This is a genomic window from Variovorax sp. NFACC27, from assembly GCF_048301545.1.
In the GTDB taxonomy this organism is placed as follows: Bacteria; Pseudomonadota; Gammaproteobacteria; order Burkholderiales; family Burkholderiaceae_C; genus Variovorax; species Variovorax gossypii.
This window is the reverse complement of sequence record NZ_CP157613.1, coordinates 782819-795482: the sequence shown is the minus strand read 5'-3', so window position 1 is coordinate 795482 and position 12664 is coordinate 782819. Positions and strand designations below refer to the sequence as shown.

Genomic DNA, 12664 nt, shown 5'->3' with positions numbered 1-12664 from the left:
GATGACTCCCACCCCCGCATCTCCGCCAGCGCCGTCCCCCGCCGGCAACGGCAGCGACAGCTTCGCGATCCAGTGCGAGGTGCTGCGGCTGTCCATCAAGCCCATCGGGCCGGTGCTGCTGGTGCAGTACCTGCTGAACTGCGGCGTGGCGGCGCTCTTCGCCTGGCAGTTCTCGCTCGTGCGCGCGCTGGCGTGGATCGCGCTGATCACCGGGGTGACGGCGATGCGGGGCTTCTTCCCGCAGCGGCTGCCCGAGCCCTTCACGCCCGCCAGCCTGCGCGAGGCGCAGCGCACCCATACGCTGCGCACCGCCGTCTGGGAGCTGGCGCACGGGCTGGCCGGCGTGCTGCTGTTCAACCCCGCGCGCGTCGACCTCCAGCTGCTGCTGGGCGTGATCATCATGGGCATGACGCTGTCGTCTGCCTTCTCTGTGTCGTTCTACACGCCGGCCACGCAGCTGGCGATCACGCTGCTGCTGGCGCCGATCATCGTCACCGGGCTCTGGCTGGGCGCCCCGGTGATGGCGGCGGTGGCCGTGATCGGCATCGGCCTGACCGCGATGATGTGGAAGCTGGTGGCCGAGCGCTCGCGCCAGCTCGAGGAAAACATCGGCCTGCGGCTCAACGAGCACAGCCTGCGCGAACAGGCCCTGGCCGGCCTGCGCGCCTCCGAGCAGGCGCAGGCCGAGCGGCTGCGCTTCTTCTCGGCCGCCAACCACGACCTGCGCCAGCCGGTGATGGCGATCGGCCTGCAGGCCGAGGTGCTGCGCCACCAGCTGGACGACGGCGCGAGCATGGAGGCGGTGCAGCACACGGTGGGTTCGCTGGCGCGGGCGCAGCAGGCGCTGGAAGGGCTGACCAACCAGCTGCTGGAAATCGGCCGCATCGAGGCCGCCGTCGACCCCCTGCGGCCCACCACCGTGGCGCTGGCGCCGCTGCTGCAGGAACTCGCGCGGCAGGCGGGCAACGGCCGGGTGCTGGTGCGCTGCCCGCCCGGCGCGATCGCCTGGAGCGACACGGTGTCGCTGCGCCGCGTGCTCGCCAACCTGGTCGACAACGCCGTCAAGTTCACGCCGCGCGGGCGCGTGCTGCTGGCGGTGCGCGCCCGCCGGCGCGACGGCGCCCGGGCCTGGCGCGTGGAGGTGCGCGACAGAGGCATCGGCATTCCGCCCGAGGCGCAGCAGCGCGTGTTCGACGACTTCGAGCAGATCGGCAACGTCGAGCGCAACCTGCAGCGCGGCCATGGGCTGGGCCTGGCGATCGTGCGGCGGCTGGCGACGCAGCTCGGCATCGAGGTGTCGCTGCGCTCGGCGCCGGGACGGGGCTCGGTGTTCGGCTTCGAACTGCCCGCCGCGCCCGAGGGCGCACAGGCGACTGCTCAGCAACCCACCGCTCCGGCCGCAAAGGACGAGGGCGCCGGTGCAACGAGCACGCTGCGCCCCGGCCTCGCCGTGCTCGTGGTGGAAGACAACGCGGTGGTGGCCGACAGCCTCGCCGCGCTGCTGCGGCAATGGGAAGTGGAGCCGCGCGTCTACGCCAGCGCCGCCGAGGCGCTGGCGCTGGCCGACCTGCACGCGCTCGACGCGGCGCTGTGCGACATCCGCCTGCCGGGCGCGCTCGACGGCATCGCGCTGGCCGCGAAGCTGCAGCAGCAGAAGCCCTCGCTGGCGATCGCGCTGATCTCCGCCGACATCACCGAAGCCACCCAGCGGCTGGCCGCCGAGCAGGGCTGGCGCGCGCTGCGCAAGCCGGTGCAGCCGGAGGAACTGCGCCGGATGCTGCTGGGAGTGCAGCAGGCGCGCGGCTGACGCACCCGACCTACCTGACGCACCTGACGCGTGCTGGAGCTGGCACGGCCCGTGCTGTCATCGCTTCCGGGATATGCTCCGCGCACACCGCGTACAGGCCGCCGTCCCCGCCCCCGATGTCCACCGACACGCCTTCTTCCCCCCTCGCCGCCGACCCGGCCGGCCTGCGCTACGACCTGTTCGCGATCGCGCTGCACTGGCTGCTCGCGGTGCTGATCGTCGGCTCCTTCGGCGTGGGGCTCTACATGACGGGCCTGCAGTTCTCCCCGCTGCGGCTGAAGATCTACAGCTGGCACAAGTGGGCGGGCATCACGATCCTCCTGCTGTCGGCATTGCGCCTGCTGTGGCGGCTCGGGCACCGCCCGCCGGCGCTGCCCGCGGGCATGTCGCGCCTGCAGCTGGCGAGCTACCGCGTCAGCCATGCGCTGATGTACCTGCTGTTCTTCGCCGTGCCACTGTCCGGCTGGGCCTACAGCTCGGCCATGGGCATGCCCGTCGCGTGGTTCGGCGTGCTGCAGCTGCCCGACTTCGTGCCGGTCGACCACGACTTCGCCGAGGCGATGCTGCAGCCGCTGCACCGCAACTGCGCCTTCGTGCTGGCGGGCGTCACGCTGCTGCACGTGGCGGCGGTGCTCAAGCACCACTGGATCGACCGCGACGGTCTTCTGAAACGCATGTGGCCCGGGCCACGCCAGGAATCAGCTCGATGACGATGAAGATGAAGCTCCCGTTGTTCACCCCGGTGCTGGCTCTGGCTCTGGCCCTGGCCATGGCGCTGCCGGCCGGCGCGGAGCCCCCGGCCGCCAGGCTCGTTGCCGACAAGAGCCAGATCGTGTTCGTCAGCAAGCAGATGGGCGTGCCGGTGGAAGGCACGTTCAAGAAGTTCGACGCGCAGGTCGCCTTCGACCCGAAGAAGCCCGAGGGCGGCAGCGTCGTGCTTCACATCGACACCGCCAGCGCGGGCTTCGGCATTCCCATGAGCGACGCCGAGCTGCCCAAGCAGCCGTGGTTCGACGCGGCGCACTTCCCGCAGGCGAGCTTCCAGTCGAGCGCCATCAAGGCGCTGGGCGAAGGCAGGTTCGAGATGGCGGGCAAGCTCACCATCAAGGGCACGTCCAGGTATGTGACGGTGCCCGTCAGCATCGCGCCGGCGCCTGGCGGCAACTACGCGGTGGCCACCGGAAGCCTTACGATCCAGCGGCTCGACTACAAGGTGGGCGACGGCGAATGGACCGACACCTCGATGGTCGGCAACGAGGTGCAGGTGCGCTTCAGGTTCACTCTCGCGGGCCTCGGGCCGCTGTGATCCGCTTCGCCCACCCGCCCGCCCTCCTTCATCGGTTTTTCTCTTTCATGCCCCACACGACCACCGCCATGAAAAAGCTCCTTCTCGCCGTGGCCCTGTCGGCCACCGTGTTCACCGGCGCCACGGCCCAGCAACAGCTGCCTTCCGAATTCGCGCCGGCGGCAGCCGCCAAGCCCGCGGGCGGGCCGGCGAAGAACGCCAACTACGTGATCGACCCCACGCACACCTTCGTGATGTACGAGATGGGCCACTACGGCACCACCACCAACCGGGGCCGCTTCAGCACCAAGGACGGCTCGGTGCAGATCGACGGCACCGGCACCAGCGGCAAGGTCGACATCACGATGGACATCAGCTCCATCAATACCGGCGTCGACCTGCTCAACCGCCACGTGCAGAGCAAGGACTTCTTCAACATGGCCGAGTTTCCGACCGGCCGCTTCGTGGCCGACCGCATCGAGTTCTCCGGCGACAAGGTGGTCGACGTGCCCGGAACGCTCACGCTGATGGGCCAGACGAAGCCGGTGACGCTGAAGGCCGTGCGCTTCAACTGCTACCTGAGCCCGCTCATCAACCGCCAGGTGTGCGGCGGCGACTTCGAGACCACCGTCGAGCGCAGCGACTGGGGCATCACCTGGGGGCTGAACTTCGGCTTCGAGAACAAGGTGAGGCTGCTGGTGCAGGTCGAAGCGGTCAACGTGCAGTAACGCTGCGGGAGCACAGCCATGATGGACACCACCCTCGCCCTTCTCGGCATCGCCGGCGCCATGACCGTGGGCGCGATGAGCCCCGGCCCCAGCTTCGTGATGGTGGCGCGCACCGCCGTGACTTCGCGCGCCGACGGCCTCGCGGCGGCGCTGGGCATGGGCGCCGGCGGGCTGGTCTTCGCGATCGCGGCGCTGGCAGGGCTGCAGGCGGCGTTTCTCGCGGTGCCTGCGCTGTACCTGGCGATCAAGGGGCTGGGCGGCGCATACCTCGTCTACCTCGGCTTTCGCATCTGGCGTGGCGCGCGGCAGCCGCTGGCAGTGGCGCAGGAGGCCGTCGATTCCTCGCAGCGCCCGCAGGGTCGCGGCAAGCGCACCTTCCTGCTGGGCCTTGCCACGCAGGTGAGCAACCCGAAGACGGCGGTGGTCTACGCCAGCATCTTCGCGGCCTTCCTGCCGCGCGAGGTGCCGCTGGTGCTGGCGCTGGCCGTGCCGGCGGTCATCTTCTGCATCGAGACGGGCTGGTATTCGATCGTCGCGCTGGCGCTGTCCTCGGCGGCGCCGCGCTCGGCCTACCTGCGCTACAAGGTCTGGATCGACCGCGCGGCAGGCGGCGTGATGGGGCTGCTGGGCCTTCGGCTCGTGTGGTCGGCCGTGCGCGGCGGCCACTGAGCGGCGTCGAGGCTCAGAGCAGGCTCTCCGGTGTCAGCGGCGCCAGGATCTCGAGCATGGTCCGGTCCCAGAAGCCGGAGTCGGGCTCCTCGGTCAGCACGGTGAGCTTGCCGGCGTCGTCGCTGACCCACTCGATGCGCGACTCGTTGCTGCCCTCGGCGAAGCGCAGCCTGTAGGCGCCCTGCTGCTTGAGCACGTCGATGAGCTTGAGCGCCTGCTGCGCCATCTCGGGGCTGCGGATGAAGAGGCCGATCTCGGTGTTGTGCGTTTCGGAGCGCGGATCGAAATTCATCGAGCCGACGAAAAGAATGCGCCGGTCGATCACCGCCGACTTGGCGTGCAGCCTGCCCACCGAGGTGCCGAAGAGCCCCAGCCGCACGCTGCGCCGGGTGCGGTTGGTGCTCAGCTCGTAGAGGTCGGCGCCCAGCTTCAGCATGTCGGGGCGGTAGCGGCGGTAGGCTGTGTGCACCAGCGGCTCGTCGGTAGCGGCCAGCGAGTTGGTGACCACGCTGATCTTCACGTTGCGGCCGCGGATCTCGCGCATCACCTCCAGCCCCGAGGGGCCCGGGATCAGGTAGGGCGAGACGATGGTCACGTCCGAGCGGGCGCGGCGCATCTGCTCGACCACGTTGTAGCGCACGCTGTCCACGTCGAGCAGCGGCACGCCGCCGTAGGAAGCGGTCTTGCCGATCACGCGCTCGGGCGAATCGGCGTATGCCTCGGCGGTGGTCCAGATCAGGCCGAGCTTGCCGGCGTCCAGGTCTTCCGCCATCGGGCTGTAGCCGAGCAGGTCGTTGGGCGCGGGCCTCGGCGGCGGCGGCGTGGTGTCGGGGCCGGTGGCGAGCTCGAAGCGTTGCTGCAGCTCCTCGCGCGACAAGGCACTGCTCGCCACCGACTGGATCGGCCGCACGTAGACACTGTTCCAGTACTGGTCGAAGAGACTGCCCAGCCGGGGGATGAGCGCGCCTGTGACGAAGGTATCGAGGTCGATGAAGTTCTCGCCCGCGGTGCGCCTGAAGTACTGGTTGCCGATGTTGCGCCCGCCCGCGACCGCCATCGCGCCGTCGGCGATGAACAGCTTGTTGTGCATGCGGCGGTTGACGCGGCTGAAGTCGAAGAGCGAGGCGGTGAAGCGCTTCAGCAGGCTGCCGCGGCCGGCCGGGAACGGGTTGAACAGCCGCAGCTCCACGTTGGGCGTGGCGGCGAGGCCGAGCAGCAACTCGTCTTCGCCGGAGGTGTAGAGGTCGTCCATCAGCAGCCGCACGCGCACGCCGCGCAGGGCGGCGTCGCGCAGGGTGCGCAGCAGGTAGCGGCCGGTCTCGTCGTTCTCGATCTGGTAGTACTGCACGTCGAGCGTGCGCTGCGCGCGGCGGGCCAGCTGGATGCGGGTGTCGAAGGCGAAATCGCCGCCGGGCATCAGGCGGAAGCCGCTCAGGTCGGGGTCGGGCTGGGAAGCCAGCGCGATCTTGCCGAGGGCAGTGTCGGCCGAGACGGCCATGGCCCTGGTGGGCGTGCGCGGCGCCTCGTCGGGCAGCGTGGCGCAGCCTGCGAACAGCACCACCGCCACCATGGCGAAGACCCAATGCCCACAGCGCGACATCAGGCCCCGGCTCATCGACGGTGTCTTTCTACAGGGCTTTGCGCAGGTTGGCGGGCGCGATGCGAAGCGCTTCGCGGTACTTGGCGACGGTGCGGCGCGCGCACTCGATGCCCTGTTCCTTCAGCATCTCGGAGATCTGGCTGTCCGACAGCGGCTTCTTCACGCTCTCGGAGCCGACGAACTGCTTGATGAGCGCGCGCACCGCGGTGCTCGACGCATTGCCGCCGGTCTCGGTGCCCAGCGCCGAGCCGAAGAAGTACTTGAGCTCGACCGTGCCGAAGGGCGTGGCCATGTACTTGGCGGTGGTCACGCGCGAGATGGTCGATTCGTGCAGGCCCAGCTCGTCGGCGATCTCGCGCAGCACCAGCGGGCGCATCGCGAGCTCGCCGTGCACGAAGTAGCTCTTCTGCCGCTCGACGATGGCGTTGCTCACGCGCAGGATGGTGTCGAAGCGCTGCTGGATGTTCTTGATGAACCAGCGCGCCTCCTGCAGCCGCTGCGACAGCGCCTGGCTGCCCTCGCCCTTGTGCGACTTGAGCGCGCCGGCGTAGATGTCGTGCACGCGCAGGCGCGGCATCACCTCGGGGTTGAGCATGACGCGGAACTTCACGTTCGTGCCGCGCCCGGTCTTGGTGACGATCACGTCGGGAATGATGATGTTGCGCTCGACGTCGACGAAGCTGCGGCCCGGCTTGGGCTCCAGCCGCGCGATGATCTGCAGCGCCGAGCGCACCAGGTCCTCGTTGCTGCGGGTGAGCGTGGCCAGGCGCTTGAAGTCGCGGCGCGCGAGCAGCTCCATCGGCTGCTTGCAGATGGCGATGGCGGTCTTGCGGACCTGCTCCTCTTCCTCGGTCTCGTCCTCGCTGGCCATGGCGCGCAGCTGGATGCTCAGGCATTCGCCGAGGTCGCGCGCGCCGACGCCGGCGGGCTCCAGGCTCTGGAGCAGGCCGAGCGCCACCTGGAAGTGGTGCACCAGGTCGTCGAACTGGTCGTTGTCGTCGCCGGCCAGGCCCGAGGCCAGGGCGGGCAGCGAGTCTTCGAGGTAGCCGTCGTCGTTGAGCGACTCGATCAGGAAGCGCAGCGCGGCGCTGTCGTTCTCGTCGAGGCGCAGGCTCAGCGCCTGGCGATGCAGGAAGGACTGCAGCGACTCCTGGCTGCGCGCGAGCTCGGTGGCGTCGGCGCGCTCGTCGTCGCCCAGGTTGTTCTGGCGCGCGGGCGCGTCGCTGCCCCATTCGCTGTCGTCGGGCGCCATGTCGACGGTGCCGTCGCCTTCCCAGTCGGGCTCGCGCTCGGAGATGTCGGCGGCGGGGCCGTCGGTGTCGGCCGTGCTGGTGACGGTTTCGGTGGAAGCAGTGGATGCGCTGCTGGCGGCCGGCGAAGCGAAGTCGCCCTCGCCGTCCCCGCCTTCACCACCGTCACCGCCTTCATCGCGCGGAACCGGGGCATCGGCCGTGTCGAGCCCGAATTCCTCGCGCGCCGCTTCTTCCGCGGTGCGCTCGAGGAACGGGTTCTCGTCGAGCATCTGCTCCACCTCCTGGCTCAGTTCGAGCGTGGAGAGTTGAAGCAGCCTGATCGACTGCTGCAGCTGTGGCGTCAGCGCCAGATGCTGCGAAACGCGAAGGGACAGCCCTTGCTTCATGGTGGAAACCGCCCCCGCGCCTTACATGCGGAAGTGCTCGCCCAGGTACACCCTGCGTACCTCGGCGTTGTCGACGATCTCCGAAGGCGTGCCTTGTGCCAGCACATGCCCGTCGCTGATGATGAAGGCGTGATCGCAGATGCCCAGCGTCTCGCGCACGTTGTGATCGGTGATGAGCACGCCGATGCCGCGCTCCTTCAGGAAGCTGATGATCCGCTGGATCTCGATCACCGCGATCGGGTCGATACCGGCGAAGGGCTCGTCCAGCAGGATGAAGCGCGGCTGCGTGGCCAGGGCGCGCGCGATCTCGACGCGGCGGCGCTCGCCGCCCGACAGCGCGAGCGCGGGCGAATCGCGCAGGTGGTCGACGCGCAGGTCGGCCAGCAGCTCGGACAGGCGCTCCTCGATGTGCGGCTTCGACAGCGGGGCCATCTTGCCGTTCGCGTCGGGCTCCATCTGCAACTCGAGCACGGCGCGCACGTTCTCCTCGACCGTGAGCTTGCGGAAGATCGAGGCTTCCTGCGGCAGGTAGCTCAGGCCCATGCGGGCGCGGCGGTGGATCGGCATGTGGGCGATGGGCTCGCCGTCGATGGCGATGTCGCCGGCATCGGCGCGCACCAGACCCACGATCATGTAGAACGACGTGGTCTTGCCGGCGCCGTTGGGGCCGAGCAGCCCGACGACTTCGCCCTTCTGCACGTCGAGCGAGACGTCCTTCACGACCGTGCGGCTGCCGTAGCTCTTCTTCAGGCCGCGCGCGACCAGGCGGCTGCCCGGGGCGCCGTTGACGTCCTGCGTTCCTGCGGATTCGATCACTTGCGGGTATCTCCCTGGTCACTGCCGAGCGTGGTGCTCTGGCGCAGGCCCTTGCCGGGTGCCGGGGTGGGTGCCGGCGGCGGCGCCTTCGCGCCGGCGGCCGGGGCCGAGGCGCCGGCCGCAGGGGCTGTGGCGGCCTTGGGGGTCAGGATGGTCCTGACGCGCCCGCCCGGAGCCGAGGCGTTGACGGCGGTGTTCGGCGGCACGGTGGAACCGTTGACGGTGTAGGTGTCGTTGCTCTGGTCGTAGACGATCAGCGCGCCCTGGCTCTCGTCGTTCGGCGTGGCGCCCAGCAGCCGGCGCATGGTGGCGTTGCGGATGAACTTGACGTTGTCGGCGCGGCTGTCGTACTCGATCACTTCCGACTCGCCCTCGATCCACTCGTCGGGCGCGTTGCGCTTCTGCTTGTAGTAGGCCCGCTTGCCGGGTGCCGCCGTGACCACGCCGTACTGGTAGCCCTCGGCGTCCTGGCGCACGTCCAGCCGCGCGCCGCGGATGATGATCGTGCCCTTTGTCACCAAAACGTTGCCGGTGAACACGCTGGTCTGCTTCAGGTCGTCGTAGCGCATCGCGTCCGACTCGATGTTCATCGGCTTGGAGCGGTCGGCGGTCTCGGCCAGGGCACCCGAGGCGAAGCCGGCCAGCAACAGCGCGCCGGCAGCCAGCCGGCTGACGCGACGAAGGAAGGGGATGGTGGGGTAAGAGTGCAATGTCATAGAGGCACGAAACTTGCTCGGCATTGTATGCGTCTGAGTGCTTCTGCCCCGCACGCACAGATGAAAAAGCCCGCCTAGGCGGGCTTGACTTTCGCTCTGGTTTGCTACCAGAAACAGCGTGAATCCAAGGGCTCAGCCCTTCTTTGCTTCGCCGATCAAATAGTTCACGACCTGAAGTACTTTGGTCATGTTGCCGGCGGTCTCGCCGTCCACGTACCAGCGGCCTGCCACGGCCATCGCGGGCACGCCGGCCACCTTGTAGGCGTCGGTCAGCTGCGAGGCGCGCTTGGCCTTGCTGGCCACGCCGAAGGAGGTGAAGGTTTCCTTGAACTTGGCGGCATCCAGGCCGTTGGCAGTGGCCCAGGCAATGATGTTGGCGTCGCCGTTCACGTTCTGGCGCTGGGCGTGGATCGCGTTGAACACCTTCGGCTGGTATTCGTCGACCTTGCCCATGGCTTCGAGCGTGTAGTACAGGCGCTGCTTGGCCTCGACGTCGTTGCCCACGAAGGGAACGGGGATGCGGCGGAAGGCGACTTCCTTCGGCACCGTCTTGATCCAGGCTTCCAGCGACGGCTCGAAGTCGTTGCAGTGCGGGCAGTTGTACGAGAAGAACTCGACCACCTCGATCTTGCCGGCGGGCGCGTCGACCGGCACCCGCTTGTCGAGCACCAGGTACTCGGAGCCGGCCTTGGGCACGCGCGCCTGGGCGTGTGCCGGGTTGGCGGCCAGGGACAGCAGTCCGAGCGAAGTGGCGGCCAGCGAAAAGTCACGACGTTTCATTGAAAGAGCTCTCCAGTTATTACGGCAGACTGAGCCGGCGCGCGGCGGGGAGTTCCCCCGCATCCGGCGCGCCCGAGGCTGTGGATGGTGGCGGCAAACGCCGCGCTGCGAAGCTTAGGGGCTATTCGTGTCGGTTGCCGGCCGGATGACGTCCGGTCAGCGCTGCACGCGGACCAGCGCCGAATCCATGCCGCCGCCGTCGAGCCGCTCCTTCAGGCGGTCGGCGTCGTCCTTCTTGTTGAAGGGGCCGGCACGCACGCGGTAGACGGTGCGGCCCGCCTGCTCGCGCTCGGTGACCTTGGCCTCGACGCCCATCAGCGACAGCTTGGCGCGCTGCGCCTCGGCGTCCTCGGTGGTGCGGAAGGCGCCGGCCTGCACGAAGTACATGAACGGATCGGGGCCGGAGCTGCTGCCGGCGTTGCTGCCGCTGCTCGGCGCGGCCGACGCGGTGGTCGTGCTGCCGGAGCCGGAAACGCTGCCCGAGCGAGCGCGGGCCAGGTCGCCCAGCGGATCGTTCGACGGCGGCAGGGCGTTGGCCTCGGCCGGCACCGGCGCGGGGCGCGGCTTGGGCGCCACCACCACGGGCACCGGCGGCGCGGTATTGGGCGAAGCGGTGGCCGGGGCCGCGGCGGTGTTGCCGGTGGCCGGCTCGCCGGTGATGGGGTTGACCGGGCCGGTCGGAGCGGCCGGGGCCGCCGGCTTGGGAGCGCCTGCCTTGCCGGCCAGCGGCGCGTTCGGGTCCCAGTCGCGGTTCTTGCGGGCTTCGGCCTCGTCCTGCTCGGCGCCGCCGCGCTGCGTCTTGGTCACGAACGGGATCGGCACCTTGGTCACGTAAACCGCGATGCCCAGCGCGACGCCCAGGCCGAGCACCAGCCCGATGATCAGGCCGATGACGATGTTGCCGCGTTGACTTCTTGTCTTCTTCATGGTGAGGGAGTTCACATCTTGCTCGGCGCACTGACGCCGAGAATCGCGAGGCCATTGTGCAGCACCTGCGCGGTCGCGGCGACCAGCGCCAGGCGGGCCAGTTTCACCTTTTCGTCGTCGACCAGGATGCGCTCGGCGTCGTAGTAGCTGTGGTAGCTGGCGGCCAGCTCGCGCAGGTAGAAGGTGACGTCGTGCGGGGCGAAGTCCTTCGACGCGGCGGTCAGCATGGCCGGGTACTTGGCCAGCAGCAGCATCAGCGCCTGGGCGGCCGGGCTCTCCAGCGGCGACAGGTCGACGTCCTTGAGCGCTGCCGTGTCGCCGCCCCAGCCGGCCAGCACCGAGCAGATGCGCGCGTGGGCGTACTGCACGTAGTAGACCGGGTTGTCGTTGTTCTTCGTCACCGCGAGGTCGACGTCGAAGGTGTACTCGGTGTCCGGCTTGCGGCTCAGCAGGAAGAAGCGCACCGCATCGGTGCTGGTCCACTCGATCAGGTCGCGCAGCGTGACGTAGCTGCCGGCGCGCTTGCTGATCTTGACCTCCTCGCCGCCCTTCATCACGCGCACCATGGTGTGCAGCACGTAGTCGGGGTAGCCCTCGGGGATGCCCTCGCCGGCGGCCTGCAGGCCGGCGCGCACGCGGGCGATGGTGCCGTGGTGGTCGGTGCCCTGGATGTTGATGACCTTGTGGAAGCCGCGCTCCCACTTGGCGATGTGATACGCGACGTCGGGCACGAAATACGTGTACGTGCCGTCCTGCTTCTTCATCACGCGGTCCTTGTCGTCGCCGTAGTCGGTCGACTTCAGCCACAGCGCGCCGTCCTGCTCGTAGGTCTTGCCGGCGGCCACGAGCTTGCGCACCGCATCCTCGACGCGGCCGCTGGTGTAGAGGCTGGACTCCAGGTAGTACTGGTCGAAACGCACGCGGAAAGCCTGCAGGTCCAGGTCCTGCTCGCGGCGCAGGTAGGCCACGGCGAACTCGCGGATGGCGTCGATGTCCTCGATGTCGCCGCTGGCGGTGACTTCGCGGTCTTCCGACTTGACGGTCTTCTTCGCCTTGAAGTCGGCCGCGATGTCGGCGATGTAGTCGCCGTTGTATGCAGGCGCCTTCTCGCCGCTGGGCCATTCGGCGTCGCCGGGCTTGAAGCCGCGCGCGCGCAGCTGCGTGCTGTTGGCCAGCGTCTGGATCTGCACGCCGGCGTCGTTGTAGTAGTACTCGCGCCAGACGCTCTCGCCCTGCGAGGCGCGCAGGTTGCAGATGGCGTCGCCGAGCGCGGCCTGGCGGCCGTGGCCCACATGCAGCGGACCGGTCGGGTTGGCCGAGACGAACTCGACCAGCACCTTCTCGCCGGTGGCCGGCTGTTGGCCGAAAGTATTCCCGGCCGACAGCACCTCGCGCACGATCTGCTGCTTGGCGGCAGTCTTCAGGCGGATGTTGAGGAAGCCGGGCCCGGCGATCTCGATGGCGTCGACCCACTGGGCGAACGCGGGGGTGGCGAGCAGCGCGGCGCTCAGTTCCTCGCCCAGTTCGCGGGGCTTGCGCCCCAGCGGCTTGGCGAGCTGCATCGCTGCCGTGCAGGCGAAATCGCCGTGCGCGGCCATCTTGGGCGACTCGAACGCGGCCTTGGAGCCGGCGCCGGGCGAGAGGGATTCGAGCGTGTTCGCGAGCGCCGCGAGCAGCTCCTGTTTGACCAATAGCAT

General features: G+C 69.2%; 12 protein-coding genes. 5 read left to right on the top strand and 7 right to left on the bottom strand.

Annotation, left to right across the window (positions count from 1 at the left end; translation table 11 throughout):
• Position 1 precedes the first annotated feature (1 nt).
• The 5 genes from ABL840_RS03650 to ABL840_RS03630 all read left to right on the top strand — a co-directional run bounded on the left by ABL840_RS03650 (position 2) and on the right by ABL840_RS03630 (position 4489).
• Positions 2-1807: a hybrid sensor histidine kinase/response regulator gene (locus tag ABL840_RS03650; protein WP_093301641.1), complete on the top strand. Its 1806-nt coding sequence runs from the start codon at positions 2-4 to the stop codon at positions 1805-1807.
• 116 nt (positions 1808-1923) lie between these two features.
• Entirely contained in the window at positions 1924-2517 is a 594-nt protein-coding gene (locus ABL840_RS03645; protein ID WP_093301640.1) for a cytochrome b, read from the top strand.
• 2 nt (positions 2518-2519) lie between these two features.
• Positions 2520-3113 carry a YceI family protein gene (locus tag ABL840_RS03640; RefSeq protein WP_418116347.1) on the top strand — a complete coding sequence of 198 codons (594 nt, stop codon included), beginning with the start codon at positions 2520-2522 and terminating at the stop codon, positions 3111-3113.
• A gap of 68 nt (positions 3114-3181) precedes the next feature.
• Entirely contained in the window at positions 3182-3820 is a 639-nt protein-coding gene (locus ABL840_RS03635; protein WP_093301638.1) for a YceI family protein, read from the top strand.
• 18 nt (positions 3821-3838) lie between these two features.
• Positions 3839-4489, top strand: coding sequence for a LysE family translocator (locus ABL840_RS03630; protein ID WP_093301637.1), 651 nt, complete (start codon positions 3839-3841; stop codon positions 4487-4489).
• Positions 4490-4502: 13 nt separating this feature from the next.
• On the opposite strand, the gene ABL840_RS03625 is transcribed toward ABL840_RS03630, so the two are convergent.
• The 7 genes from ABL840_RS03625 to argS form a co-directional block, all read right to left on the bottom strand.
• Positions 4503-6104 carry a phospholipase D family protein gene (locus ABL840_RS03625; protein WP_093301635.1) on the bottom strand — a complete coding sequence of 534 codons (1602 nt, stop codon included), beginning with the start codon at positions 6102-6104 and terminating at the stop codon, positions 4503-4505.
• A 13-nt stretch (positions 6105-6117) separates the two neighbouring features.
• Positions 6118-7728 carry an RNA polymerase factor sigma-54 gene (rpoN, locus tag ABL840_RS03620; protein WP_093203954.1) on the bottom strand — a complete coding sequence of 537 codons (1611 nt, stop codon included), beginning with the start codon at positions 7726-7728 and terminating at the stop codon, positions 6118-6120.
• Between the two features lie 21 nt (positions 7729-7749).
• The gene (gene lptB, locus ABL840_RS03615; protein ID WP_093301634.1) at positions 7750-8544 is read right to left on the bottom strand and encodes an LPS export ABC transporter ATP-binding protein; all 795 of its coding nucleotides are present in this window, start codon (positions 8542-8544) and stop codon (positions 7750-7752) included.
• Entirely contained in the window at positions 8541-9260 is a 720-nt protein-coding gene (lptA, locus tag ABL840_RS03610) for a lipopolysaccharide transport periplasmic protein LptA (protein ID WP_093301632.1), read from the bottom strand. The genes lptB and lptA overlap by 4 nt, the downstream gene beginning before the upstream one ends.
• A gap of 132 nt (positions 9261-9392) precedes the next feature.
• Positions 9393-10040 (bottom strand): thiol:disulfide interchange protein DsbA/DsbL, encoded by a 648-nt coding sequence (locus ABL840_RS03605; RefSeq protein ID WP_093203947.1) that lies wholly within the window; start codon positions 10038-10040, stop codon positions 9393-9395.
• 156 nt (positions 10041-10196) lie between these two features.
• Positions 10197-10967, bottom strand: a complete 771-nt coding sequence (locus tag ABL840_RS03600) for an SPOR domain-containing protein (RefSeq protein ID WP_093301777.1) — start codon at positions 10965-10967, stop codon at positions 10197-10199.
• A gap of 11 nt (positions 10968-10978) precedes the next feature.
• Positions 10979-12664, bottom strand: coding sequence for an arginine--tRNA ligase (argS, locus tag ABL840_RS03595; RefSeq protein ID WP_093301631.1), 1686 nt, complete (start codon positions 12662-12664; stop codon positions 10979-10981).